The sequence below is a fragment of the Congregibacter sp. genome (assembly GCF_047617445.1).
GTDB lineage: Bacteria > Pseudomonadota > Gammaproteobacteria > Pseudomonadales > Halieaceae > Congregibacter.
In genome coordinates this window covers 55,008-81,464 of sequence record NZ_JBLGBE010000005.1, presented here as the reverse complement: position 1 = coordinate 81,464, position 26,457 = coordinate 55,008, and the positions used below count along the sequence as shown (strand labels likewise).

The 26,457-nt window shown below is 55.2% G+C and carries 19 protein-coding genes; 10 read left to right on the top strand and 9 right to left on the bottom strand.

Going from position 1 to position 26,457, the window contains the following annotated elements:
* A partial coding sequence (locus tag ACI9KD_RS02755) for a phytoene desaturase family protein (RefSeq protein WP_414979620.1) occupies window positions 1-452 on the bottom strand: 452 nt, incomplete at its 3' end.
* A 30-nt stretch (window positions 453-482) separates the two neighbouring features.
* Entirely contained in the window at window positions 483-2,519 is a 2,037-nt protein-coding gene (locus tag ACI9KD_RS02750) for a prolyl oligopeptidase family serine peptidase (protein ID WP_414979619.1), read from the bottom strand.
* Window positions 2,520-2,679: 160 nt separating this feature from the next.
* On the opposite strand from ACI9KD_RS02750, the gene ACI9KD_RS02745 reads away from it, so the two are divergent.
* From ACI9KD_RS02745 to ACI9KD_RS02730, 4 genes are read left to right on the top strand one after another with little or no spacing between them, the layout of a single operon-like run.
* The gene (locus ACI9KD_RS02745; RefSeq protein WP_414979618.1) at window positions 2,680-3,459 is read left to right on the top strand and encodes a crotonase/enoyl-CoA hydratase family protein; all 780 of its coding nucleotides are present in this window, start codon (window positions 2,680-2,682) and stop codon (window positions 3,457-3,459) included.
* A gap of 55 nt (window positions 3,460-3,514) precedes the next feature.
* The gene (locus ACI9KD_RS02740; protein WP_414979617.1) at window positions 3,515-4,405 is read left to right on the top strand and encodes an alpha/beta fold hydrolase; all 891 of its coding nucleotides are present in this window, start codon (window positions 3,515-3,517) and stop codon (window positions 4,403-4,405) included.
* An 8-nt stretch (window positions 4,406-4,413) separates the two neighbouring features.
* Window positions 4,414-5,427 carry a DUF1611 domain-containing protein gene (locus tag ACI9KD_RS02735; protein ID WP_414979616.1) on the top strand — a complete coding sequence of 338 codons (1,014 nt, stop codon included), beginning with the start codon at window positions 4,414-4,416 and terminating at the stop codon, window positions 5,425-5,427.
* Between the two features lie 33 nt (window positions 5,428-5,460).
* A complete protein-coding gene (locus ACI9KD_RS02730; RefSeq protein ID WP_414979615.1) occupies window positions 5,461-6,438 on the top strand; it encodes a dipeptide epimerase in 978 nt (325 codons plus the stop codon).
* Window positions 6,439-6,459: 21 nt separating this feature from the next.
* On the opposite strand, the gene ACI9KD_RS02725 is transcribed toward ACI9KD_RS02730, so the two are convergent.
* The 6 genes from ACI9KD_RS02725 to ACI9KD_RS02700 all read right to left on the bottom strand — a co-directional run bounded on the left by ACI9KD_RS02725 (window position 6,460) and on the right by ACI9KD_RS02700 (window position 16,081).
* On the bottom strand, window positions 6,460-8,016 hold the full coding sequence (locus ACI9KD_RS02725; protein WP_414979614.1) for a M20/M25/M40 family metallo-hydrolase: 1,557 nt from the start codon (window positions 8,014-8,016) through the stop codon (window positions 6,460-6,462).
* 305 nt (window positions 8,017-8,321) lie between these two features.
* Window positions 8,322-11,345, bottom strand: a complete 3,024-nt coding sequence (locus tag ACI9KD_RS02720) for a WD40/YVTN/BNR-like repeat-containing protein (protein WP_414979613.1) — start codon at window positions 11,343-11,345, stop codon at window positions 8,322-8,324.
* Between the two features lie 122 nt (window positions 11,346-11,467).
* The gene (locus tag ACI9KD_RS02715) at window positions 11,468-12,691 is read right to left on the bottom strand and encodes an acyl-CoA dehydrogenase family protein (protein ID WP_414979612.1); all 1,224 of its coding nucleotides are present in this window, start codon (window positions 12,689-12,691) and stop codon (window positions 11,468-11,470) included.
* A 15-nt stretch (window positions 12,692-12,706) separates the two neighbouring features.
* Complete coding sequence (locus ACI9KD_RS02710; RefSeq protein WP_414979611.1) at window positions 12,707-13,945, bottom strand: acetyl-CoA C-acetyltransferase; 1,239 nt, start codon at window positions 13,943-13,945, stop codon at window positions 12,707-12,709.
* 12 nt (window positions 13,946-13,957) lie between these two features.
* Window positions 13,958-14,725 (bottom strand): crotonase/enoyl-CoA hydratase family protein, encoded by a 768-nt coding sequence (locus ACI9KD_RS02705; RefSeq protein WP_414979610.1) that lies wholly within the window; start codon window positions 14,723-14,725, stop codon window positions 13,958-13,960.
* A gap of 183 nt (window positions 14,726-14,908) precedes the next feature.
* Window positions 14,909-16,081, bottom strand: coding sequence for a dipeptidase (locus tag ACI9KD_RS02700; protein ID WP_414979609.1), 1,173 nt, complete (start codon window positions 16,079-16,081; stop codon window positions 14,909-14,911).
* 142 nt (window positions 16,082-16,223) lie between these two features.
* Here ACI9KD_RS02700 and ACI9KD_RS02695 point away from each other — a divergent pair, with 142 nt between their 5' ends.
* The 6 genes from ACI9KD_RS02695 to ACI9KD_RS02670 are packed head-to-tail and all read left to right on the top strand — an operon-like array spanning window position 16,224 to window position 25,025.
* Entirely contained in the window at window positions 16,224-17,366 is a 1,143-nt protein-coding gene (locus ACI9KD_RS02695; RefSeq protein ID WP_414979608.1) for an MFS transporter, read from the top strand.
* Window positions 17,367-17,377: 11 nt separating this feature from the next.
* Window positions 17,378-19,333, top strand: a complete 1,956-nt coding sequence (locus ACI9KD_RS02690) for a beta-galactosidase (RefSeq protein WP_414979607.1) — start codon at window positions 17,378-17,380, stop codon at window positions 19,331-19,333.
* Entirely contained in the window at window positions 19,326-20,474 is a 1,149-nt protein-coding gene (galK, locus tag ACI9KD_RS02685; protein WP_414979606.1) for a galactokinase, read from the top strand. Before ACI9KD_RS02690 ends, galK begins: the two co-directional genes overlap by 8 nt.
* Entirely contained in the window at window positions 20,471-21,472 is a 1,002-nt protein-coding gene (locus ACI9KD_RS02680) for a UDP-glucose--hexose-1-phosphate uridylyltransferase (protein ID WP_414979605.1), read from the top strand. Before galK ends, ACI9KD_RS02680 begins: the two co-directional genes overlap by 4 nt.
* Complete coding sequence (locus ACI9KD_RS02675) at window positions 21,469-22,893, top strand: SLC5 family protein (RefSeq protein ID WP_414979604.1); 1,425 nt, start codon at window positions 21,469-21,471, stop codon at window positions 22,891-22,893. Before ACI9KD_RS02680 ends, ACI9KD_RS02675 begins: the two co-directional genes overlap by 4 nt.
* Complete coding sequence (locus ACI9KD_RS02670) at window positions 22,890-25,025, top strand: alpha-galactosidase (RefSeq protein ID WP_414979603.1); 2,136 nt, start codon at window positions 22,890-22,892, stop codon at window positions 25,023-25,025. Before ACI9KD_RS02675 ends, ACI9KD_RS02670 begins: the two co-directional genes overlap by 4 nt.
* On the opposite strand, the gene ACI9KD_RS02665 is transcribed toward ACI9KD_RS02670, so the two are convergent.
* A complete protein-coding gene (locus ACI9KD_RS02665; protein ID WP_414979602.1) occupies window positions 25,006-26,409 on the bottom strand; it encodes an L-serine ammonia-lyase in 1,404 nt (467 codons plus the stop codon). The two genes, ACI9KD_RS02670 and ACI9KD_RS02665, sit on opposite strands and share 20 nt — an antisense overlap.
* Between the last annotated feature and the right edge of the window lie 48 nt (window positions 26,410-26,457).

The window sequence follows — 26,457 nt, the reverse complement described above, 5'->3', positions numbered from 1 at the left end:
CAGCCACCCCCAAAGTTGGGGGGGATATCTTTTGCGATACCTCGAACCAGCTCGCCCATATCACCCAACATGTCTTCAAACGCCGGATAGACTTGTGCATCCGCCTTAGAGAACTTTGCGATTGCCTTCTGGGCCGCCGCCGTGTCTCGCGGCAGATACATGTGCGCCCCGGGAAGTAGTGAGAGAGAGCCTCCAGGGCGATGCAGCAAGGTCAGACCGTGCTTTTCGAGCTCAAGGTCTGTCATTACATCGCGGTCCAGCAAACTCACAAGGTAAGAAAACACCGAGTTGCGATACCCCGGATGAAACTCCTCAGTCAGTACCGCGCCGCCAATCACATTGCGACGCTCCAGCACCCGTACCTTAAGACCGCCCCTGGCAAGGTAGGCCGCGCAAGCCAATCCGTTGTGTCCCGCACCAATGACTATGGCATCTATAGCTGTATCGCTCACGTAGTACTCCGTCTCACCGATTTACGATGTTTAATCCAGATTATCGATCGGGATTCCCGGCAATGTGTCGGCCAGATCAAAGCCAAGAACTTTGGCATAGAAATACAACTCGGCTTCCCGGGCGGCTATCTGATTCTCTGCCTTTCGGAAACCATGCGACTCGCCTTCAAAAGCAACATATGCCGTAGGTATACCGCGATCCTTGAGCGCCTCATAAATCATCTCGGATTGATTAGGCGGAACGATGGGATCATCAAGTCCTTGCAGAAGCAGCAATGGCGCACTGAAACCTTCGAGGTGACGGATTGGTGAGCGCTCCACGTACAAATCCTTACGCTCAGGATAAGGCCCAACAAGCTGATCCAGATAACGGGACTCAAACTTATGTGTATCCTTGGCCAGTGCCTCGATATCCGACACACCGAAGTAGGACGCGCCCGCCGCAAAAGTGTCATAAAACGCATGTACAGCCAGCGTTGTATAACCCCCGGCACTAGCACCGCGAATAATCAAACGCTCGGCATCAGCCAAGCCTTGCCCGGCCAACCATGCGGCTCCCGCAGACGCATCCTCAACGTCGGTGATACCCCACTGTCCGTAGAGCGCTCGACGGTATTCCCGACCAAACCCCGTGCTGCCGCGGTAATTGAGGTCTAATACCGCAAAGCCACGACTGGTCCAGTAGTAATGCTCGGGCCGATAGCTCACGCCTGCGACAGAAGTTGGTCCACCGTGAACGCTCACAATCAACGGAGGCGCGGTGCCTGCAGTTGCAGCCGCGTCGGGATTCTTAGGGGCGAAGTACACACCGTAAGCCTCTCCGCCCGAAGGCAGAGGGAAGGTGACTTGCTCGTAAAGAGGAACCCACTGTGGGTCTAAGGCCGAATCAGAAGAACGGCGAATGACTTCTTGGATCGTCCCATCGAGACTCGCGGAAACAAGGGCTGACGGTCGATCTGCAAAACCCGCAGTGAAGTACAGCTTCTCCTCATCAAACACCATGCTGCCGTAACTCACCGCACCGGTATCCAGCACCCGTTGTCCGCCGGCATCATCGAGCAATACCAATTGCTCCACGCTCCCTCGCCGTGCAACAAGCAACATTTTTCCATCGGGCAACAGCCAGTAGTAACGGCTACCAATACTCCAGTCTGCGCCCCCTATCTCTACATTCTCCAAACCCGTGTCTATAGCTTTAAAGCTTGTTCCCGTGACGATGTAGGGTTTCCACCAATTGTCACGATCAGACAGTGCAATGAGCGCATTGTCCTGACGCCATTGGGGATCTATCAGCGACTCGCTAGTATCCGGATTGTGCGTAATGAGATTCACAAAACCACCCTGATCGTCAAAATCAGCGCTGTGCAATGTGGTGCTATCCCAGGGCATATTGGGGTGCATCCAGCTGGTGAACGCGATGTGCGTACCGTCGGCGGACAGGCGAGGAGCCGACACAAAATCCGTGCCCGAGAACAATATCGTGCCTTCGCTCTCCTCTTCCGGGCTAAGCGCCACCAGCGTATTCACTGGCTCGGCCAATCCACGATGATCCTCGCGAATACACAGCAAACGGTTTCGACTAATGTCAAAAGTACAACCCGCGTAGCGCAACGCCGAACTTGGTGTAAGGGGCTGCGGCTCTTCACCGACAACAAATCGATACAGTCTCTGATCACTGAAGTTGCTGAACCAGAGCACACCATTATGGACGAGCAGGCTGCTTCCGCCGTACTCCTGCACCCGCGTGCGTACATTAAAGGGTTCGCTCAAAAGCTCTTCTGGTTCTGTCCCGGGCTGCCAGCGCATAACGGTGTTTCGGCCACCCTGCTCCGGTCGGGACTCCAACCAATAAAAATACTCACCGTCTTTACTTACGCCGCCGATCCCTCGACTCCCCTCTACCAGAGAAGCCGCACTAATCGGCGACGGCCAACTGCCATAGGGAAGCTCCAAAGCAGGCGATCTCGGCATGGAAGCTCCGCTATCTGTTGGGGAGTTCACTCCCGACTCTTCACTACAGGCCATCAGAAACACCATCGTTGAGACCAAAAAAACTTTTGCAATCATCCGTCACCATCCAAAACTCAAATCTATTGCACACACAAAAACGGCATTGGCCGAGCAGTGTCGGCGCGTTATAGTTTTTTTTCAAATCACAGCGTCGAATCGTTTAATCTTGGCGTCGTTGCTACGTACACTGTCCGCCAAACCTAAGGAGACGAACATCATGCCACAGGTAGAAGTCACTACCACAAACCACATCATGCATCTTCACCTCACACGACCTGAGAAGTACAACGCTCTCAGCTTGGAAATGTATGGCACGCTTGCTGAAGAGCTTCATCGTCTGGATACAGATCCAGACCTGCGTGTCGCCGTAGTGTCTGCAGAAGGTCGCAACTTCACGGCCGGAGTGGAACTGGATCAATGGGCGCCGTATTTTGGCGGCGGTAAAGGTTGGCCCATCGGCGAAGGCAGAATCGACCCCATGGGTGTGAGCGGTCCACAACACAGTAAACCCATTGTTATGGCCGTCCAGGGCTACTGCTTTACCTGGGGCGTTGAGATGCTCCTGAATACCGAAATTCGCGTTGCTGCTACCGATACGCAGTTTCAGATGCTTGAAGTCCAGCGCGGCTTGTTTCCCTGTGGCGGCGCAACGTTCCGCTTACCCCGAGAAATTGGCTGGGGTAATGCACAACGCGTCCTGCTTACCGGAGACAGGTGGAGCGCCGAAGATGCCTTGCGCTGGGGCATGGTTCAGGAACTCACAGAACCCGGCGCTCAAATTGACCGAGCGTTGGAACTTGCGACCTCGATAGCCGATGCTGCTCCTTTGGGTGTGCAGGGGCTACTGCAAGCGAGCCGGTATTCTTTGGAGAACAATCGCGAGGCCTGCGCAAAGCAGATGTTCAGCGAGCTCATTCCCATCATGAAAAGTGAAGACGCCGCCGAAGGTGTAAAGTCCTTTGTGGAGCGTCGCAAAGCGCAATTCACCGGCCGCTAGACGCGCCTTTACAAACGTATTATTAACTTCTTACTAACCAAGGGAAGCTCAGCTTTTGCCAAACATAAGTGCCAACAACATCACCATTGAGTACGAGTCACACGGTAACCGCGACAACCCGACGGTATTACTGATCATGGGCTTAGGCACACAGCTAACCGGCTGGCCTCAGGCGTTCTGTGACTCGCTGGTCGATCACGGTTATCACGTTCTGCGTTTTGATAATCGCGATATCGGACTGTCGAGCCGTCTAGACCACGAACGAATGCCCAATATCCCGGGGCTCGTGATCCTAAAGACCCTAAAGCTACCCGCCCCTTCGGCATACACATTAGAGGACATGGCGGCCGATGCCATAGGACTACTGGATGCTCTGGACATTGAACAGGCGCACATCGTCGGTGCTTCTATGGGCGGAATGATTGCCCAGCTCATCGCAGCGCATTACCCCAAGCGAACGCTTAGCCTTACCTCCATCATGTCCACCACGGGTCATCGCTCCTTGCCTCGAGCGGACCGAGACGCGACCAAGGCTCTACTCCTGAAACCGGACAACCCAGACGACCACGCGTCTATTGTCGAACGCAACGTTCGCGTGCGAAAAGCACTACAGAGTCGAACTCATCCTAAAGATGACGATGAGATTCGTCAGACTGCTGCAGATGCGGTCGAGCGTGGCGGCTACTATCCCGCGGGCGTAGCGCGACAATTGGCTGCAATTATCGTTGCCAAAGACCGGCGTCGGCTGCTGTCGACCATCGATGCCCCCTCTCTGGTCATTCATGGAGAAGAAGACACGCTGGTCAAAGTCGAGTGCGGTATCGATACCGCCAAGCACCTGCCTGACTGCGAACTACGAATTTTACCGGGCATGGCACATGACCTTCCGACGCCGCTGCTTCAAGAAATTGCAGACGGCATCCATAGTAATGCCCAGCGAGCCTAGGCCCAAAAATGCACACTCAGACCCTTCAGCTTCGCAGTCCCTATTTGATTTTTCTGGGCGACGAATCGCGCGCCACCTATGCCAAAACAGGTAAAGGTATCGCTGACTGGCGCCCGGAACTCTGTGCGGGTCAGTTGCGATTGAGTGATGAGGCGCTGGACCTCAATCTGCCGGACATGTCTGTTCGCGTCGCGGCAGACTCCGGCATTGGCTCGCTCATTGTCGGAACCGCCCTGGTAGGCGGTAGTATTCCCGACGGCTGGCTGGACACACTCTGCGATGCGGCGGCCGCAGGCATCGATATTGTTGCGGGCTTACATACCCGACTAGATAGCATCGCGGTTCTGCGCGATGCAGCAGCCACCGGCGGCGGGAAATTGATAGACGTGAGAATTCCGCCCACAGATCTCCCTGTGGCAAGCGGTAAGAAGCGCTCCGGAAAACGCCTGCTCACCGTCGGTACCGACTGCGCACTGGGTAAAAAGTACACGGCGCTGCAGTTGGAACGAGATATGCGGGCAGCCGGCTTCAGCGCTGATTTTCGCGCTTCCGGGCAGACAGGCATCATGATCGCTGGAACAGGTATTCCCATTGACTGTGTTGTCGCTGACTTTATTTCGGGCGCTGCAGAAATGTTATCTCCAGACAATAATCCCCAACACTGGGATATCATCGAAGGCCAGGGCAGCATCTATCATCCCGGGTATGCGGCAGTGAGCCATGGTTTACTCATCGGGTCGCAGGCCGATGTATTTGTGGTTTGCCATGCGGGGGGGCGCACTCACATTGAAGGCTGGGAGCACTATCCCCTACCCAGCATCGGCGAGGTTATAGAGCGCACGATTGCCATCGGCTCACTCACCAATCCAAACATTCGCTGTGCGGGCATCAGCGTCAACACACTGTCGATTGCAGCGGGAGAACGAGAAGCTTATTTGGCACAACTATCTGTGAAGTACGGACTTCCCTGCGTCGATCCGATGGTGAACGGCACTAGCGCAATCATTGATCAACTTTCCTAATAAGTTCCGAAGCCAACAGGACGCCCGAATCTCATGAAAATCACCGTAGATATCGCCTCCTACCCCATGAAGGTTCCCTTTGCCATTACTGGGCATGTTTTTCACGAAACAGAAACGATCCTCGTAACGGTTGAAAAAGACGGGCATGTAGGACGCGGGGAGTCCGTAGGCAGCTACTATTTGGATGAGACCGCCGAGAGCATGGCGGCTGATCTGGACGGGGTAAGCAGTCGCATCGATGCAGACACTAGCCCCGAGTCCTTGCAAGAGCTCATGCCGCTTTGCGGCGCGCGCAATGCCCTTGACTGTGCACTCTGGGATTACCGCGCCAAGCGCGCTGGCCAACGTATCTGGAATCTATTGGACATCACTCCCCGGGAACTGGTCACCGTGTTTACGATAGGCATGGAAACACCTTCGGTCATGGCCGAGCGCGCCGCCGCCGCAGCGCAGTTTCCGCAACTTAAAATAAAACTCGACGCCACGAACCCCATCGAACGCCTGGAGGGAATTCGCGCGGCGCGGCCCGACGCTACATTGATCATTGATGTTAATCAGGGCTGGAGCTTCGAAGCGCTCAAGGAATATCTTCCCGCCTGTCAGAAACTCGGCGTTGCCATGATCGAGCAGCCATTAGCCCGAGGTGAGGATGCGGCCCTGGAAGGCTTTACGTCGCCCGTTCCACTGGGAGCTGACGAATCCTGCCTGGGACTTGAGGAATTCGAGCTCGCTGCACAGCGTTACGATGTGCTGAACATCAAGCTTGATAAATGTGGTGGCCTTACGGAAGGCCTGGCGCTGGTAAGAGCGGCTAAGGCAAGGGGTATGCAGTTAATGGTAGGAAACATGACTGGCACCTCGCTCTCTATGGCGCCGAGCTACGTTGTAGCGCAGTTTTGTCAGTTCGTGGATATCGATGGGCCCCTGCTGCTAGCCCACGATATCGACAATGGCTTGGAATACCGCCCGGGTGGCATCGTAGGCCTACCCGGCGCAGCACTTTGGGGCTAAGAGGACAGCATCACTCCGCCTTTACTCACCAGATAGCGCATAAACAAAGTCCACGTAGGCTTTTTCGATATCGGCAAGCCCCGCAGCCCCGCTGCCTTCTGCCGGCTCAATCAGCATAATCTCATTTGGTGAATGCGCGCCGCTACCAAAGCCCATGCCCCAGGGCATCATAGGAAGCTTAAGTCGCTGGGTGAACTGATAAAACGGGGCGGATCCGGCAATACGGGGATTCACCGACGGTGTGCCCGCGTACTTTTTAGAAACGCCCAGAGCCGCCTGCACCAGCGGTGTTTGGATGGAGGTTTGGGCTGCGGGATAACTGGACAGTCTGCGCATCACAATATCGCTATAACCATTGGCATCGAGATAGGCGCGAATCTTGTCCATATGCTCTTCGGGATCGATACCTACTGGTAGGCGAGAATCCATTTTCGCGGTCGCCACATGGGGCAGAATAGTCTTAACACCCTCGCCGGTATAACCCGCGTAGATGCCATCGATGTTTAGGGTCGGCGAATACGTAAGCTCCATAGCTCGCTGCTCTGGGCCTGCATCGTCGATCCAGCGCTCAATGGCAAATGCCTCCTTCAGTGCGCTTGTGCGGTCGTTGTTCAACAGTGAGGCTGCGATCAGGGACTGCTCTTCTTCCGTGGGTCCGCGTATACCGTCATAGAAGCCGGGAACCATGGCCGTATTGCCATCAGGTGATGTGAGTAGTGCCAGAGCCTGAATAAGACGCCACACCGGCGAATCCAATGCCGCTTTGTAGGAACCGTGGATCTCTGAGGTCACCGGGCCGCCCCAGCTGCCTCCTCGCGCCTCCAACTCCCAGTAAGCAATGCCCTTTACGCCCAAGAAGAGATTAAGATCTCCGGCAGGTGATTGCATATTCATCGGAAAAATAACGCCATCAGCAGTACGCAGTCGATCCTCATACTTATCGACAATTTGCGGGTAGTGCGGCGAACCAAGCTCTTCTTCTCCTTCTGCCGTAATCATTAGATTCACCGGCAGCTTACCTTCTACCGCGATGATCGACTCCAGAGCGTTGAGAAACGCCCGCTGCGGACCTTTCTGATTCGTAGCGCCTCGGGCCATGATCACTTTGCCGGTCGCGTGGTCGACCAGCTCTGCCGCAAAGGGTGGAGACTGCCAGTCATCAGGGTTCACCGGCTGCACGTCATACATCATGTAGACCATCAAGGTCTTTGCCGCACCAGAGTCCAAATAACCCCACACACCAGGATGCCCATCAGTAGGTACAAGTTCAGCCTCCTGAAAACCCATCGCCCGAAAATCATCCACGAGGAGCTGAGCCATTGCATCAATACCCACGTCCTGAGCACTGATGGATGGCTGGCGCAACCAACGCTGCAGATTCTCAACATGGGCAGGGAGATTGGCGTCGATATGTTTGTAGATCGCCGCGTGATCATCGGTATACGCCGGTATAGAGCTGTAATCGTAGGGATAGCTCATATCAATGGAGTACTGAGGTCGCCCTACTTCCTGTGCCACAGAGTACAAAGGTGAGACGAGAGCTAAAGCAAACAAACCGAAACTAAACGTACGCTTCATGAAGGGAGCATCCTTAAAAAGTTGATGGCAGATAACCAAGACGCAAGATTACCTCCTGTGGTGAACAATTGCAGCGCTGTGATCTGGCAAGCCCGGACAACTCGCTGCGCAATCACACGGCAAGCGTGCGCAACTCGCTACGGTCGCTAAATTGGGGGACGCTCACTTCGCACGTTGCGCACGCTTGCATGGAGCCTATACGCATTCCGGACGCAGGGCTGCGGGCGTTATTTACGAAACGAGCCTCCCCCCATTAGCGAGGGGAGTAAGGATCACCGGCAGCCCGATGATCCTTAAATAAGGAGCTAGTCTAGGCCTGCAAGCACAGCATCGTATTCCGCAGTCAGCTCGGCAAAACGAGCCAACGCCTCACCGCCAGGCTCCTGATCGGCCTGATCCAACATACGCGATAAGTAGCTGATCTGGCTAACAAGCCGCGGCTGCATATAGATGCCCTCTTCCATCACGAGAAGCTGTTTAGCCGACTCCAGTGCGCTGCGGCGATCAGAGTCGTCATCCTCATCAAGTGCTTCGAGTTCTTCCTCCACGCTCTGGGCTATGCGCCGCGCGCGATCAAGAAGCTCAAGCACCTGCCGCTGCAATTGAAGCTGCGCTTGTACATGCGCTTCGCTAACGCCGATCTCGAGCACCCGCGGGTCCATGATTATGGTCAGTGGCTGCGTCAGAACTTCGTCACCCACGGCCAGCTTTACGCGGTAGGTGCCGGCTGCTGCCAGAGCGCCATCAGTGAAACGCTTCTTCTCGTCTTTCTGCCAAGGACCTCGATAACGCATATCCCAATGGAAGCGATTGATGCCCGACTTCACAGTTAAGCTGCTTTGCTTAACGTAGCGAACCTCGTTCAGGGCCATGCTATCGATGAGCTCGCCCTGATCTTTACTATCCATCACGTTAACGCTGGAGAACGCGTTCACCGTCTCGCCGTTGGCATCCACTATCTCGAGCGTAACCGGACCGTCAATTCCCTCAGGGAGATGATAGTCAATGATCGCCGAGGGTGTCCGGTACTGGGGTATAGCTTTGGGATCCGGAGCGTCATAGCTAGGCCGATCGCGATAGCGCAGGGTTGATGCAGGCTCAAACAACACCACGCTGTCAGCCACATCAGGCATCGGTGCCTGACGCAGTGCTGAGATATCGTCCAGCACCCAAAACGCGCGACCCATAGTTGCCACAACCAAGTCATCGCGATGAATGCGAATATCCGTGACCGGCGTTACCGGCAGATTCTGCTGAAAAGACTGCCAATTGCCCCCATCGTCAAAAGAGACAAACAGGCCGAATTCTGTGCCCGCGTACAACAGCCCCGGTCGAACTGGATCCTCTCGCACGACGCGCACAGGGTGGTCAGCGGGGATACCGTTCTTACCGTCTGTCATCAAAGTCCAGCGTTTGCCGTAATCGGATGTTCGATAGGCGTAGGGCTTGGTATCGCCCAGCTGATAACGCAGCACCGCGGCGTAGGCCACCGCAGGATCATGCCGGGACGGCTCTACGGAATCGACGCGACCGCCTTTGGGCAGGCCCCGAGGCGTAACATTCTTCCAGCTGTCTCCGCCGTCACGGGTCACGTGAATAGGGCCGTCATTGGAACCCGTCCAGATCACGCCGGGTGCGATAGCGGATTCACGAATCGAGTAGAGAGTGCTGTAAACCTCTTCACCCGTTACGTCTCGTGTGATCGGTGATCCCGACGCCATCTGCTTGTCGGCCTCAAAAGCCGTCAGATCTGGCGAGATAGTCTCCCAGGTCACGCCGTTATCGCTCGTGCGGTGCAGAAACTGCGACCCGTGATAAACCACATTGGGGTCATGTGGCGAGACCGCTATGGGTGCCACGCGCTGAAAACGATACTTTAGATCTTTAGGGTTCTGACCATACATATTGGTCGCGCCCACATAGTAGCTACGCTCGGTGCCGGTGCTTTTATCAAAGACAGAAAAGCGTCCCTTGCAGTTGGCATACACCGTCGTGTGATCGCCGGGCTTGGGTATTGCCGGTCCGGTCTCGCAACCGCCGACCTCGATGAGCCAGGCATTTACATTCTGAACGCTGTAAGGGGATCGACTGGGCACCGCGATCGCTGTGCCGTTATCCTGCTGGCCCGAATAGAGCCAGTAGGGATACTGGTCATCGACATCTACAGTGTATAACTCGGTGGTCGCCTGGTTGAACTGGCTAGACCAGGTTTCGCCCCCGTTATGCGTAACGTTAGCGCCACCGTCATTCGCCTGAATAAACAGCTGCGAGTCATTGGGGTTAATCCACATATCATGGTTATCGCCATGCGGTGGGTTCAGTTCTTCCCAGTTCACACCACCGTCTACCGATTTAAAGTACTTACTCGCCATCACGTACACGACATTGGGGTCTGTGGGATCAGCCTCAACGTTGCCGTAGTAGAACGGTCGGTTACGAATACCTTTCTTTGACGAGACCTGAGTGAAGGTCTCGCCCTGATCGACAGAGCGATACAGGCCTCCGTCTTCGCCCGGGGCCTCTACCAGCGCATAAACAATGCTGCTATCCGAGGCAGAAATCGCCAGATCGATACGGCCAATCAAACCGGTGGGTAACCCTTCGCTGATTCTGCGCCAGTTACTGCCACCATCAATAGACTTGAACAACCCTCCCTCGTCCTGGGTGCCTCCGCTGTTAATCGACCAAGGCAGACGTCGCGCTTTCCAAGCTGCCGCAAAAACAACTTCAGGGTTGTTAGGCAATAGTTCGATATCGGCGAAGCCCACGGCATCAGAGATACTCAGAACCTGCTCCCAGCTCTCTCCACCATTAATGGTTTTGTAAACGCCTCGCTCTGGGTTATCACTGAAGGCCTGACCGATAGCCGCGACCCAGACGACGTTGTTGTTCGTGGGATCAATTTCTACGGCACCGATATGGCCGCTGTCCTTAAGCCCTATATGCGTCCAGCTACTGCCGCCATCGACAGATTTATACATGCCTTTTCCAGGGATCACATTGGAACGCAGACCCTCAGATCCCGTTCCAACATAAAGAAGGTTGGGATCGGTCTGCGATGCCGCGATGTCACCAATAGACGGTGATGCGAAATAACCATCGGAGATATTGTTCCAGCTCGTGCCGTAATCTGTGGTTTTCCAGACACCACCACCGGAGGCGCCCAGGTAAAAGGTCCCGGCCTCCTGGACGGTGCCTGCCACTGTTGTCACGCGCCCACCCCGGGTCGGGCCAACATTGCGATACTCGAGCGCATCGAAGTTCTGCGCATAACTGGCATCAATCGGAAGCAGCAGGGCTGACAAAAAAAGGAAAGCCGTTCTTTTCACGGGAAAACTCCAAGGCATTGAGTTGCCGGTGACAGTAACACCGGAGACAGGAAGCGACAATTGCAGTGTCGCCATGTTTTCTAAAAACCAAAAAACGCCGAGGTTCAGCTCGGCGTTTTTATTTACTCCGGTGCGTACTGGCGAATGATCTGCTTGCCCAGCGCCATAAGATGCACCTGATCGGATCCGTCCGCCTGCCTACACCACCGTGCATAGTTGTAGGCCTCAGCCATGGGGTAGTCCTCGGTAAGACCGCCCGCCCCATGCATTTGCATGCAACGATCGATGACCGTCTGCGCCATGATGGGCACCGACACTTTGCTCGCAGCGATAAGATCCATTGCGCCTTTGGGTCCCACTTCATCCATGCGCTGGCAGGTCTTTAGCACCAGCAGCCGCATCATCTCTATCTCGGAAAAACTACGGGCGATGTCCTCGCGCACTGACTGATGATCGCTGAGCTTACGACCAAAGGTACTGCGTCGGGTGACCCTATCGCAGGCCAGCTCCAAAGATCGCTGGGCTGCGCCGATCAAGCGCATGCAATGGTGAATGCGGCCAGGGCCCAAACGCCCCTGAGCGATTTCAAAACCGCGTCCTTCGCCCAACAGAATATTATCCGCCGGCACGCGTACCTCATCAAAACGCAGCTCTGCATGCCCCATGGGCGCATCGTCATATCCCAAGGTTGTAAGCGGCCGAATAATTTTCAGACCCGGAGTACCTTTAGGAACCAGTATTTGTGACTGTTGTTGGTGACGACTGGGGTTATCCGGATCAGACTTGCCCATCACAATAAAGATGCCACAGCGCTCGTACATCGCACCGGAGATGAACCACTTACGACCATTGAGAACATAGTCGTCGCCGTCACGGCGAATGGAGAGTTCAATATTGGTCGCGTCGGAGGATGCCACCTGAGGTTCGGTCATCGCATAGGCAGAACGGATGTCACCATTAAGCAACGGTGTCAGCCAGGCGGTCTGTTGCTCTGGCGTACCGTACTTCATGAAGACTTCCATGTTGCCGGTGTCCGGCGCGTTGCAGTTGAAGACTTCCGGACACCAAATCACGCGACCCATGAGCTCCGCCAAAGGCGCGTAATCCAGATTACTCAATCCATCGTGATCTACATGCTCCGCCAGTTTGGGCGGAACAAACATATTCCACAGCCCCGCCTCCCGTGCCTTAGCCTTAAGCTCGTCCATGATCGGTAGATACCCAAAGCGATCTTCGGCGGCATCCAGCTGTTGACGATACCGCTCCTCGTTGGGGTAAATATGCGCGTCCATAAAGGCACGCAAACTATCCTGATAGGCCAATGAAGCCTTGCTGAATTCGTACAAATACCTTCTCCCGATTTAGGCGGCTATCCGCTCAATGATAATCGCTGGCGCCATTCCACCTGCGGCACACATGGTCACCAGACCAAACTGTTGATCACGGCGTTCCAGCTCATCAAGAATCGTACCGATCAGCACAGAACCCGTACCACCGATGGGATGACCCAAAGCCATGGCTCCACCGTTCACATTCACCTTACTGCGGTCCAGATCAAGATCCCGGATAAACTTTTCGGCAACCACCGCAAAAGCCTCGTTAATCTCAAAAAGGTCGATGTCCGAAAGACTCATACCCGCTTTTTTAAGGACCTTGTGGGCCGCAGGCACAGGAGCATTGAGCATTAATGTGGGGGAGTCACCCATGTTCGCCATGGCAACTACCCGCGCCCGAGGCTTGAGCCCGTGAGCCTTTGCGTATTCTGGAGAAGCCAGCAGCAAGGCCGCAGCGCCATCTACCACACCCGAGGAGTTGCCGGCATGATGCACATGATTGATGGCAAGGCCGGGGTACACCTGAGTCACCAACTTGCGAAATGTCGTGCCCTGCTCATCCAAAGGATAGTCGGCGATAGGCTCAAAAGAGGGCTTGAGCGCAGCGAGTCCTTCAAGCGTCGTTTCAGGACGCGGAAACTCTTCACGATCCAGCGCGACGCTACCGTCAGGATTGAGTACCGGTACCAGGCTGCGATCAAAGTGTCCGTTTGCGATAGCCGCCGCTGCGTTTTCCTGCGAAGCAATGGCCAAAGCATCCAGGGCTGTCCTGGGAATATTCTCTAAGGTCGCAATGGCATCAGCACAAACACCCTGATGTGGCTGCGGGTGCATTTCCCGCAGATGCAGATTGCCGTTATCCATAAAGGGCGACTGACTAGGGTCAGAGCCATACAGCGACATCATTTCGCAACCACCGGCTACGACCAGATCCTCCATGCCGCTCATGATCGACGCCGCAGCGATGCTCACCGACGTAATGCCTGATCCACAAAAACGGTCCAGAGTGACTGCTGAGCTACGTACGTCGTAGCCCGCATCCAGCGCGGCCATGCGCGCCAAGTCGCCACCCTGAGTACCGCGCTGCCAGCTGGTACCAAATATAATGTCATCTACATCAGCAGTGTTGATGTTATTGCGCTCGGCGAGCGCTCGAAGAACGGTCGAGCCGAGATGCTGAGGATGCAGGTGCGCTAAAGCGCCCTTCCCTTTCTTGCCAATACCACGAGGTGTCCGACAGGCGTCGATAATCCAGGCTTCGTTCATAACTCTAAACTCCTATTTGCCTTTCCAGTTGGGTGCGCGCTTTTGTGCGAAGGCTGTTGCACCCTCGATGGCGTCCTCACTGGTAAATACATGTCCAACAATCTCTTGTTGCTTTGCGAACATCTCATCACTATTCCAATCTTGTGCACCGGCTACCGCCTTCAAGCTCGCTGCAACAGCCAACGGGCCGTTCGCTGCAATACTCTTTGCCAATTCTTGAGCGTCCTCAAGCGCCTTGCCCGCCTCTGAGATTCGATTAATCAAACCCAGCTCGTAGGCGCGAGAAGCGCTGATGAATTCTCCGGTTAACGCCAGTTCCATCGCAATGCGTGAAGGGATCTGCTTGGGCAATTTGACCAGGCCACCCGCGGCGGCAGCGAGTCCGCGCTTTACCTCGGGTATGCCGAATTTACTGCTGTCAGAGGCCACGATAAGGTCACAGCTGATCGCAAGCTCAAACCCGCCTGCCAGGGCATAGCCTTCTACTGCCGCTATGATAGGCTTGCTGGAGCGATACTCGGTCAGACCGGCAAACCCCCGGCCTTCTATCTGAGGAAGCTCTCCGGTAACAAACGCCTTGAGGTCCATGCCGGAACAGAAAGTTCCACCAGCACCGGTGAGAATCGCAACGCGTAAACTGTCGTCCGATTCCAACTCGTCAATTGCTGCAGCAACCCCTACCGCCAATGCCCGGTTAGCGGCATTTCTAACCTCCGGACGATTTAAGGTGATTATCAGAACACCATCAATCTTTTCTGTAAGAACTTCGTTACCTGACATGCTGAACTCCTTTTTAATTAAAAATTATATGCCTACGGCTTATGTGTCTGATAAGGCACTTCGCAGACCCCCTTGGGGGCAGAACAAATTATCGGCAGGAATTGTGCATCGCGACACGCGCCGCTCCAAGGGCGGCAGCGCTCGGCAAAGTTGTCCGTAGGTGACACGCAAACGGCAGTTTGATTAAGGGTCGTTCGCAGGAAGAGATTTTTGAAGGAAGCGCAGCATATTACCGCCCATAACCTTGCGGATCTCCTCCTCGCTGAAGTTTTGATTGAGCATTTCCTGCGTGAGTGCCGCAAGCTCCGAGGTATCAAAAGGCACCGTGGTGCTGCCGTCATAATCAGAACCCAGAGCCACGTGTTCGACCCCCACAAGGTCAATCCCATAGCGAATAGCACCGACTATTCCGGCAGCAGAAACATCGCAGATCGCAGCGTCCCAGTAGCCCACGCCAATCAAACCGCCACCCCTTGCAATTTGTTGCATAAGCTCGTCACCGATGTTTCTAGGGGTCGGGCAATAGCCCTGAAAGCCTGTATGACTCACCACAAGGGGCGAGGCACTCATAGCCAAAACATCACGAACACTTTGCTCTGATGAATGTGCGACATCGATAATCGCATCGCGCTCGTCGATCCGTTTTACGACATCCCGGCCAAAGCCGCTGAGACCTCCGCCACCCGTGCCGTGTAAAGACCCCCCTAGCGCGTTATCAAAGAAATGGTGCAGGCCGAACATGCGCACCCCCGCATCACGCAATCTGTCAATGTTTTCCAGAGACCCTTCCAGCGCGTGAGACCCCTCGATACCCAGCAGAGCCCCAACCATGGGCACGCCCTTCGCACGCGCCTGCATCACGGACTCAAGATCGTCTCGGCTGCGCAGTATCCGCAGAGACTGAGGGTCTTCTCTTTCAATCTGTGCCAGCTTTTGCGCCTGTAAAAGCGCACGCTCGGTAAGACTAGACCAAGTAGCCATAGGCCAGCGTTGGATCAACGCCACTAGCGTAATATTGTCCATGGCACCGGCGTCATTACTTTCATAGTTTTGACCCTTGGGCGAACGTGTCACAAAGGTAAATGCCTGGAGTGCAACGTTAGCTTCACGGAGCCTTGGCAGGTCAACGTGGCCACGATCAGCGCGCTGGGTAAGGTCTCGTGCCCACAGCGTACTGTCTGTATGTAAGTCACCAACGATAAGATCCGCGTGTAAGGCTTTAGCTTCGGCGGATATCGCATAGGGCTCATGATCCAGCACCTGATTCAACGACCGCTCAAGACGACCAGGCCCTAAACTGAAAACAATGACCGCAGCCGCCACAAAAATAAGACCTACTGTCAAAGCCCATCGCATGATGCTTGCTCCGTTACTCGACTGTGCGAATTTTGTCCTTATAGTACCGCGCAATACGCCGCTTATCGCTTGATCTTCACTAGGATTGCCACGTACGGTGAGCGCCCTTACTCAAAGCCCCTGTTCCTGTGGAAACAACTTCTTGAACACCAGACTCCTTAGCCTAGTCTTTGCCCCCTTCGCACTAGGCACCAGCGCATTTATTTATATCGGACTCATCGAACCCATGTCCCGGGACCTTGGCGTTGGTATCGCTAGCGTTGGTCAACTACAAACCGTGTTTGCGCTTGCTTGCGGTATTGGTGGGCCTATCCTCGCTCGACTGCTCTCAAAGTTCGACCGCAAGCGCTTACTGTTGTGCGTCCTCACAATTCTCGTCTTCATGAATGTCGGATCGGCGATCGCACCCGACTTAATCATCATAGGTAGCATCAGATTCACCGCCGGTTTTTTTGCGGCGCTCACACTACCTCTGGCATCGACATTGGCAGTAAGCCTGGTTCCTGAGGCAGACAGGCCCAAGGCTATAGCAACTGTACTGGCGGGTTACACATTGGCATTCCTGATCGGCATGCCGGCTGGAAGTATTCTGGGTGACGTCTACGGCTGGCGCTCAGCATTCTGGCTCGCCGCGGCCATAGCAGGCGTGGCACTGGTGGTGATTGGCTTGTTTGCCCCTGCACACATTCATGTACCCCAGCCCGGTGCCTCTAGCTTTCGTCGTGCGCTTCAAGGTGAGAACCCCAAGTTCATGCTCATCACCATGCTGGGCTTTGCCGGCACGTTCGCTACGGTGAGTTACATTGGGCCGGTAATCACCGCGTCCACGGGGATTACCGGGTCAGGCATTGCCGCGATTCAAATCTCCACAGGGCTTGGTAGCCTCCTGGGGCTTCCGGCCGGCGCGATGCTAGCCAAGCTCAGCGCCCGTACCGCTCTGACAACACTGCTAGCCGTCGTCTTGCTGACGCAATTACTATTTTCTGTGGGTATGCTCTTTGACCTGGCCGCCTTTTCAATCCCGGTACTGGTATTCACCATGGCTTTCAACTCTGCCGCATTGTTTGGCACCTCCCCGGTTATTCAGACTCAGCTGGCTCAGGCTGCGGGTCCCGCGGCGACCATCGCCTTCGCTTTGAATGGGTCGATGATTTACTCTGGTCAAGGTATTGGCTCGTCTATGGGTGGAGCGGTCACCAGTTCTATCGGACTGGGTTGGACGGGCTTTTCCGGTGCCATAGCCGTCGTTCTGGCGTTAGTGGTGGCACGACGATTATCTGTTTGATGAGGTGAACCATGGCTCTAGCTTCTATCGGCGTCTGCTACTACCCAGAGCACTGGCCGCGCGAGGTATGGGCCGAACAGGCAAAGACCATGCGCAGCGGCGGAATAGAGCTTGTGCGCATTGCCGAGTTCGCATGGTCACGTATAGAACCAAGCCCAGGTCACTTTGATTGGGAGTGGCTGGATTCAGCGATAGACACTCTCGCCGCCGAAAACCTTCAGATCATCATGTGCACACCCACGGCCTGTCCACCGCTGTGGTTGGTCGAGCGCTACCCCGAGATTCTGCCCGTAGACAGCAAGGATCACGTTCGACGCTTTGGTTCACGTCGCCACTATCGCTTCGCAAGCTCGGTGTACCGCGCCGAGTCCACACGAATCAGTCAAGCAGTGATCGACCGCTATGCGACACACCCCGCCATTGTGGGCTGGCAACTCGACAACGAATACGGATGTCACGAGACTACGCTGAGTTATGCCGAGGATGATGAGCGCGCTTTTCAGCGTTGGCTGGAAGCGCGTCATGCGGACATTGACGCATTAAACAAAGCCTGGGGCACAGTGTTCTGGAGTCAGGAATATCGAAGCTTTGCCGAGGTGGGCCGACCCAACCTCACCGTTACCGAAGTTAATCCCGCCCATCGTCTGGACTATTGGCGCTTCGCCTCTGATCAGGTGCGGGACTTCAATGCTGAGCAACGACAGATACTTAGGGACTCCCAGGGATCCGACCGCTGGGTGACGCACAATTTCATGGGCAACTTCGTCGAGTTTGATCACTTTACCGTCGGCGAAGATTTGGATGTTGCAAGCTGGGACAGCTATCCCCTGGGATTTCTCGATCAAGGCTGGTTCAGCAACGATGAGAAGCTACGTTATCGCCGCATCGGTCATCCTGACTGGGCCGCGTTTCATCATGATTTGTATCGCGCTGTGGGTCGTGGCCGGTTCGCGGTAATGGAACAACAACCTGGCCCCGTGAACTGGGCGGAATCCAATGCACAACCTCTGGATAGCGCACCGGCATTCTGGGGTATGGAAGCGGTCGCCCATGGCGCCGAATTCGTCAGCTATTTCAGGTATCAACAACTGCCCCGGGCCCAAGAGCAAATGCACGCCGCATTGCGATTGCCTACTGGCGAAGCAGCGCCTGCCTGGGCCTCGGTTAGCCAACTGGCTGGCGAGCTTGAGAGCTTACCGGCCTTCGGCAGCACGCAAGCACCCATCGCACTACTCTTTGACTATCCATCGTGTTGGGCAAGCACAATCCAACCCCACGCTCCGGGTATGCATCAGTTAGAAAGCACATTTCAATATTACAGCGCTGCCCGCGCACTAGGTTTGGATATCGACATTGTTGATGCAAAATCAAACCTCCAGGATTACAAACTGCTGATCATTCCCGGCACGGTGATTGTAGATGCGACATTTATCGCTCGGGCGAAAGCGGCCAGGGTCAATTGCCTCATCGGCGCTCGCAGCGGCTCACGGGATGAGCACTGCGCACTACCTACTGCGCTCGCTCCGGGCCCTATCCAGACAATCATCCCCCTGCGGGTGGTCGCTGTAGACAGCATGCGCCGCGGCGCGGTGCGACCCTTCGCGTATGCCGGACACACTTTTGAAGCCAGTCGCTGGCACGAATCTGTAGAAAGCACCATCGAGCCGCGAATACGCTGCGACGATGGCGCAGGCCTTTGGTACAGCGCCGGCAACAACCACTACATCAACGCGCATGTGCCTTCAGAGTTTCTGACGCTGGTGATTCAGGAAATCCTTAGCGCCGCAGAGGCGCCTTATAAACCTCTCCAGGAAGGCTTGCGCGTCCGGCGTCGAGGGCCGCTGACATTCGCGTTTAATTTCTCCGCGGATACCCGACGTTTCGAAGCCAAGGATGCGCGCTGCATTCTGGGCAGCTTGGATCTGGCCCAGGGTGACTACTCAATCTGGCAGCAGGCAAATGACTGACTCTCTCAACGGCCTGCTCACCTCTTTGGGACAGGCACTGGAAGAGCGCAGCGGCTCGCAACCGATGTGGGCAGCGAAGGCTCCCGGGCGCGTCAATCTCATTGGCGACCACACTGACTATTCGCAGGGCTTTGCCCTACCCATGGGCATCAATCTGTACACCCTGGCAGTCGCTGCACCGAGCGCCACCGGTGACAATTCCATTCGCATTCTGAGCACGCGTGAAGGTGAAGCCAAACTTCAGTTAAATGGACCAGATCCTCGCACCGGCGACTGGACAGACTACCTGCGAGGGGTGTTGAGCCAATACCGACAGCGAAACCTTCACGTACCGGCCATGGACATTGTTATTGGCGGCAACCTGCCCTTAGGCGCAGGCTTATCCAGCAGCGCATCCCTGGAACTGTGCTTTGCCACACTCATTGAATTGGCCAGCAACCATGCGTTACCCGCGATGGAACGTGCACTGCTTTGCCAACAAGCAGAACACGACTACGCGGGCGTACCTTGCGGCATTCTTGATCAGTTCGCTGTAACCTTCGCAGAAGAGAATCAGGCAATGCTCCTGGACTGCCGCAAGCACAGCATTCGTTCGGTACGTATTCCTCCACAGCTCGTGGTAGCGATCGTTGATTCTGGTGTCAGTCACGCGCTTGCCGATGGCGGTTACGCGACACGGCGTACGGAGGTAGAAGCTGCAGAGATCCAACTAGGAAAATCCTTACGGGATGCTCACACTCAAGACTTACTCAAGCTATCAGATGAGACCATCAAGGCGCGCGCGCGCCATGTCATTAGCGAAAATGACCGTGTGCTGACTTTCGCCGCAGCTTTGTCAAACGATGAAATAGAGAATGCCGGTCAGTTGATGTACGCAAGCCATGAGAGCCTTTCTCGCGACTTCGACGTTAGCTGCCCCGAACTTGATACTCTGGTAGACGCAGCACGACAAGCCGGCGCCATCGGCGCAAGAATGACTGGCGGTGGCTTCGGGGGATCAATGCTAGCGTTTGTGACTATCGGAGAAGAGGCAGCATTTGAGCGCATCATCAGCTACCGATTTAGCGACGCAGGCTTTGGCGTCGCACAAGTTCGCTGGGTAAAAGCCGTTGCGGGCGCGCAAGCATGGAATTGGACATGAGCGACAATCATCCGCATCGCCGCTACAACCCATTGGCTGATCGCTGGGTCCTGGTTTCGCCACAAAGGGACCAACGCCCCTGGCAAGGTCAGGTAGAAGAAACCCCGCCCGAAGAACCCTCTTACAGCAGCGACTGCTACCTATGTCCCGGTAACGATCGCGCTGGAGGCGCACGAAACCCGCAATACACCGATGTCTTCGTTTTCGATAATGATTATCCGGCACTACTTACTGGAGCCGGGCCCACTCAATCGGACGACGCTCTTTTTCGTGCCAGCAGTGTAGAGGGCCGCTGCAGGGTGATTTGTTATAGCCCAAGACATGATCTAACACTGGCGAGCATGGACGAAGAGCAACTTCTCGCCGTTATTAGAACCTGGGCGGACGAAACAGCCTCGCTGAGCCGAGATTACGAGCACGTACAGATTTTCGAAAACCGCGGGGCAACCATGGGCTGCTCGAACGCCCACCCCCATGGTCAGGTCTGGGCTCTAGACAATCTACCTAGTGAAATCATCGTGGAGGCCCGCCAGCAATCTGCCTATCTCGACAAGCACGGGCTACCGATGCTGCTCGATTACGCGCATAAAGAACGTGGCAAGTCCCAACGAGTTGTCTGCAGCAACGATCACTGGATCGCCGTCGTGCCCTGGTGGGCAACCTGGCCCTACGAGGTTTTGCTACTGCCCTTGCATCAGGTAGCCAGGATGCAGGATCTAACGGCCACTCAGCGCAGCTCTCTGGCTGACATACTAAAACGTTTGCTTGGAGCCTATGATCAGCTCTTCTGTGTACCTTTCCCCTACTCCATGGGTTGGCACGGGGCACCCACATCGGCGAGTAAAGAACCCTGGCAATTGCATGCCCATTTTTTCCCGCCCCTGCTTCGCTCCGCAACGGTAAGAAAACACATGGTGGGTTTTGAGATGCTCGGTGAATCTCAAAGAGACTTAACGCCAGAGCGCGCGGCCGAACAACTACGCAAGGTCATGTCATGAATACACAGTTCGTGGTTTTTGCGGCCATAACCGCGGCCATCGCCGTCTTCACCTATCTGCAGTGCCGAAAAGCACCGCGAAGCGGAGACGATAACGCTGAGTATTTTTTAGCCGGACGAACACTATCTTGGTACTTCATTGCTGGCTCCATCACCTTAACCAACCTTAGTACAGATCAACTCGTGGGTATGAACGGCAATCAGATGCTGCTGCTCGCCTGGTGGGAGCTCGCTGCGGTGGTCGGCTTACTTGTACTTGCCTTTGTATTTGTGCCCATCTATTACCATTACGACTGCGCCACCACCACAGAGCTACTGGAAAAGCGCTACGGACGACAATCGCTGCGCTCTTTGGTTTCGATCCTGTTTCTTATGGGCAACGTGTTTTTATATCTTCCGATCATGCTGTACACGGGGTCGTTATTTCTCAAGTCCATGTTCGGCCTTGAGGCATCCACACTGACTATCGCCTGTGCGCTCGCAACACTGGGCTCGTCCTATGCAATCTTCGGCGGTCTACGCGCAGTCGCCGTATCGGACACCCTGAGCGGCATCGGACTCTTAAGCCTTAGTCTTCTCGTGGTCTGGCTCTCTTTAGATGCCATTGACTTTGATTTCTCCGGTATTCCTGCGGAGCGTCTCACCATGATCGGCGGACCGGACTCACCCATTCCCTGGACGACGCTGTTTACCGGCATGCTATTCATCCAGATTTTTTACTGGAGCACCAACCAGACAATTACCCAGCGAGCTATGGCAGCTCCCAACGTAAAGGAAGCCCAACGCGGTGTTCTCGCTGCAGCGGCAATACGCTTGCTCATAGTCCCAGCGATTATTGTTATTCCTGGTATCTGCGCCTACAAACTCTACGGCGATATCGGCGATGCAACCTTTGGCACACTGGTAGCTGATCTGCTGCCCGGATGGCTCTCCGGCACCTTCGCAGCGATGATGGTCGCGGCGGTGCTCACCAGCTTCAACAGTGTTTTAAACTCTTCGTCGACGCTGTACGTCATCGATCTTCACGAACCGTATGTGAATAAAGACGCCAATGTGCATCGACTCAACGTAGTCGTTTCCATCGTATTCGTCGCCTGCTCTCTCTTCCTGGTGCCGGTCTACGATGGCGCCGAAAGCATTATCAATCTTGTGCAACAACTTAACGGATTGCTGAGCATGCCCATACTCTCGGTGTTTATTGTGGGCCTCGTGTTCAGTGGAGTCGCGGCGGGAGCAGCGGGGATCGCCCTGGTCAGTGGTGTCGCGCTTTACGCCATTTTCTCTTTTGTGTGGACGCCCATTCACTACATCCACCTTATGGCGGTCACGCTGTTTTTCTGTATTGCAGTTGCACTGATTAGCAATCGACTCTTCTTCAATGGACGGGCCAAGCTGTCATTCGGAAAGGCGCTGCCGGTGTGAGCCTGAGTCGCCTGGATGCCGGCTCCAGTACGCTGCTTGTTGACTGTTCCGAAAATCAGTTTCAGGTCTGCTATTTAGGCGGTCTACTGCCCCAAGATCTGAATCTCAGCGAAATCCCGCTACTTACCAACGCGCTCACACCCCACGGCGAACTTGATAGCGAATTTCGACCCCAGGGCTTTCCAACACAAGACGGGTATTCACAAGCGCAGACAGCCTTGCTTGCTCGACGCAACGGCCAGGCGCTACTGATCGACTTGAGTGTCGTCAACTGCTGCTCATCACCTGATGTCTTAGACGTCCAACTAGCAGACGCGCAGTCCCAAGTTGCCGTTAACATCTCCATCAAAAGCTCGGCATCTGGTGTCTTTTCTAGCCACAGCACCATCACCAACACCTCATACGACACATCCCTGAATGTAGACTGGCTCGCTTCGATACATATGCCCTTGCCCCCGTCACATAGAGAAGTGGAGCGCTACGGTGGTTTTTGGGCGAATGAACTGCTGTGTGAGCGAGTCTTCCTCGGACAACACTCCCTAGACATCAGCAGCAATCGAGGACGCAGTTCCCACCAAAGCTTTCCCTGCCTAATCAGCGGTGAACACGGCTTTAGTCAAGAACGAAAGCAGGTGTTTCTAACAAGCCTCGAATGGAGCGGCAATCACAGACTACGGATTGAGCCATCTCCTGCCGGGGGGCATAGCTTGCAGGCAGGCATTGCACTTCAGGCAGGTGAAGTCTGCCTGAACCCGGGGCAGAGTTGGAGTAGTCCTCCCGCCCTGTTCGCATTGAGCGAGGACGGGGTTAATGGCCTGCGTAGTCAGTTTCGCCGCTACTGGTACACGCGCAAAGGTTTCGATTCAACACTCGCCAGGCCAGTACATTTTAATAGCTGGGAATCGAATTATTTTACCCACGATGCCAAGAGCAGTTGCAAACTCATGGACGAGGCTCAAGCACTCGGTGCCGAACGCTTTGTATTGGACGATGGCTGGATGCAAGGCCGAGTAGGCATAGGCTGCGGACTCGGCGATTGGATACCCTGCCCTGTGCGTTATCCCCAAGGCTTAAAACCCGTTGCGGCGTACGCCCGAAAACTGGGCATGTCTTTTGGCTTATGGGTAGAGCCCGAAATGGTCACCTTCGACTCTCGGGTCGCTAAGGAACACGATGATTGGGTGATCCGTATGCCACATCGCGATTCGGTATCTGGCCGAAAACAGTACTTGCTCAACCTCTGCCTCCCAGAAGTCCAAAATCACATACTCGAATGCCTGCATCGTCTGATCAAAGACTGCGGACCAGACTATCTCAAGTGGGACATGAATCGCGACCATGCTCAGGTCGGCTTTGGCAGTATGGCAACACCGATAGCGATGACTGAGGCTTGGTATGCCTTACTGGAGGAGGTCCACAGCCACTATCCGCATATCACTATTGAGTCCTGTGCTGCCGGCGGGGGTCGCACAGACGCCGGAGCACTCGCGCACAGTCACCGAATCTGGCCCAGCGACAGTATGGATCCAATGCAGCGCTTTGATGTCATGAAGCATGTCAGTAGCCTGCTACCACCGGCCCTTATCGGGACACACGTGGGAGCCAGTCCCTCATCCACATCAGCAGCTCGCCTGCCGCTATCAACACGCTGCATCGTTGCATTGCAGGGACATATGGGTCTCGAGCTAAATCCTCAGGAACTTCGGGAAGAGGAACGTTCCACCGTCCAACGGTGGACAAGGTTTTTCAAAGCAGAGCGCGAGAGTCTCTCTCACGCAGATTTTTACTATTTAGATATCGACGAACCCAGCCTGGACGCCGTGCTGATGTTCAACGCAAGCATGTCCGGAGGGCTCCTTTTTGTTCTTCGCCGCGGGTACCCGCAAAACGCCCAACCTCCGATAATTCGGCTACCGGCCTGCGTAAGCGGGAAGCAGTTTGATCTAGAGTTACTGAACCCTGAAGATGGGGACTTCGTGCAGCACAGCAGCGCTTGGCACGAGGGTGGCGTATGGCCGATCTCGGGTGACGTGCTGCAGCTCGCAGGCCTCAGGGTGCCCTGTCTTCGCTATGGTCACTGTGCGCTGATAAAGCTCGGCCCCTGGGCATCCCCTAACACTCAACAAAGTTGACCGGCACAGCCAGCACGTTCACCGCCAACCCCCCGCGTGACGTTTCTTTGTATTTGTCCTGCATGTCCCGGCCGGTGTCACGCATGGTCTTGATAACCTGATCGAGGGACACGTAATGCTCTCCTGAGCCTCGAAGCGCCATGCGCGCCGCCGAGATAGCCTTGATGGCGCCCATAGCGTTTCGCTCAATGCAGGGAACCTGCACCAAACCACCAATAGGGTCGCAGGTCAGGCCAAGATTGTGTTCCATCGCTATTTCTGCCGCATTCTCAACCTGGGCCGGAGTACCTCCCAGTGCGTCAGCTAAAGCCGCCGCTGCCATAGAACAGGCAGAACCAACCTCCCCCTGACAGCCCACCTCTGCCCCGGAAATAGACGCGTTGATCTTGTAGAGAATGCCCACGGCAGCCGCAGTGAGAAGATATCGACAAATATCGTTCTCACTGCTGCCCTGGCAGTGCGTTAAGTAATATTTGAGCACTGCCGGAATAATACCCGCGGCACCATTCGTCGGTGCAGTGACAACGCGGCCACCCACGGCGTTTTCTTCATTCACCGCTAATGCATAGAGCGTCACCCAGTCCATGGTGTTCAAGGACGGATCGCCAAAATCATTTGACTGGCTCTTAAGCTGTCTATGAAGCTGCGCCGCCCGCCGACGCACCTTAAGCCCTCCGGGCATAATGCCTTCTGTGCGACAACCACGCTCAATACAGGCATCCATCACCTGCCAAAGCGCCAGCAGATTCCTGCGGATCTCAGCTTCAGGACGCCAGGCTTTTTCGTTCTCCATCATCAAGCTACTAATAGACAGACCATGCTCGCGACACAGCGCTAACAGTCCGTCCGCGGTACTAAAGGCATATGGCAACACAGTGGGGTCGTCCACGATGAGCTGCTCTCCCGAGGCAGCCGACTCGTCCACCACAAAACCACCACCGACAGAGTAAAAAACCTCGCTTACCAAGGTATTGCCGTCGTTGTCAAAAGCGCTGAAGCGCATCCCGTTCGCGTGATACGGCAGTGATTCCTGGCGATGCATGATGAGATCATCGCGATAGCTAAATGCAATGCAATGAGTCCTGAGCAAGTCTAGAGCGCCGGTTTCACGAACCGATTCCACGCAAGACGTGATCTCATTCACATCTACCGACTCCGGAAGCTCACCCATCAAGCCCAGGATGATTGCCTTGGGAGAACCGTGACCAGCGCCGGTAGCGCCCAGAGATCCAAACAACTCAACCTTCAACTTAGACACTGATGACAGTAGACCCGCGTCCTGTAAACCCATAGCAAAACGACGGGCCGCAACCATGGGGCCCACCGTATGTGAACTGGAGGGGCCTATCCCTACTTTGAACAGGTCAAAGGCACTGATACTCACAGGCTAAGCCTCACAGCTTTCATTAGATAACTCCCTGGCATTTGCTGA

What these genes read in the sequence shown, in the direction of transcription:
- ACI9KD_RS02750 (WP_414979619.1), bottom strand. Translation starts at nt 2,519, where the DNA reads ATGATTGCAAAAGTTTTTTTGGTCTCAACGATGGTGTTTCTGATGGCC.
- ACI9KD_RS02745 (WP_414979618.1), top strand. Translation starts at nt 2,680, where the DNA reads ATGCCACAGGTAGAAGTCACTACCACAAACCACATCATGCATCTTCAC.
- ACI9KD_RS02735 (WP_414979616.1), top strand. Translation starts at nt 4,414, where the DNA reads ATGCACACTCAGACCCTTCAGCTTCGCAGTCCCTATTTGATTTTTCTG.
- ACI9KD_RS02730 (WP_414979615.1), top strand. Translation starts at nt 5,461, where the DNA reads ATGAAAATCACCGTAGATATCGCCTCCTACCCCATGAAGGTTCCCTTT.
- ACI9KD_RS02725 (WP_414979614.1), bottom strand. Translation starts at nt 8,016, where the DNA reads ATGAAGCGTACGTTTAGTTTCGGTTTGTTTGCTTTAGCTCTCGTCTCA.
- ACI9KD_RS02710 (WP_414979611.1), bottom strand. Translation starts at nt 13,945, where the DNA reads ATGAACGAAGCCTGGATTATCGACGCCTGTCGGACACCTCGTGGTATT.
- ACI9KD_RS02705 (WP_414979610.1), bottom strand. Translation starts at nt 14,725, where the DNA reads ATGTCAGGTAACGAAGTTCTTACAGAAAAGATTGATGGTGTTCTGATA.
- ACI9KD_RS02700 (WP_414979609.1), bottom strand. Translation starts at nt 16,081, where the DNA reads ATGCGATGGGCTTTGACAGTAGGTCTTATTTTTGTGGCGGCTGCGGTC.
- ACI9KD_RS02690 (WP_414979607.1), top strand. Translation starts at nt 17,378, where the DNA reads ATGGCTCTAGCTTCTATCGGCGTCTGCTACTACCCAGAGCACTGGCCG.
- galK (WP_414979606.1), top strand. Translation starts at nt 19,326, where the DNA reads ATGACTGACTCTCTCAACGGCCTGCTCACCTCTTTGGGACAGGCACTG.
- ACI9KD_RS02680 (WP_414979605.1), top strand. Translation starts at nt 20,471, where the DNA reads ATGAGCGACAATCATCCGCATCGCCGCTACAACCCATTGGCTGATCGC.
- ACI9KD_RS02675 (WP_414979604.1), top strand. Translation starts at nt 21,469, where the DNA reads ATGAATACACAGTTCGTGGTTTTTGCGGCCATAACCGCGGCCATCGCC.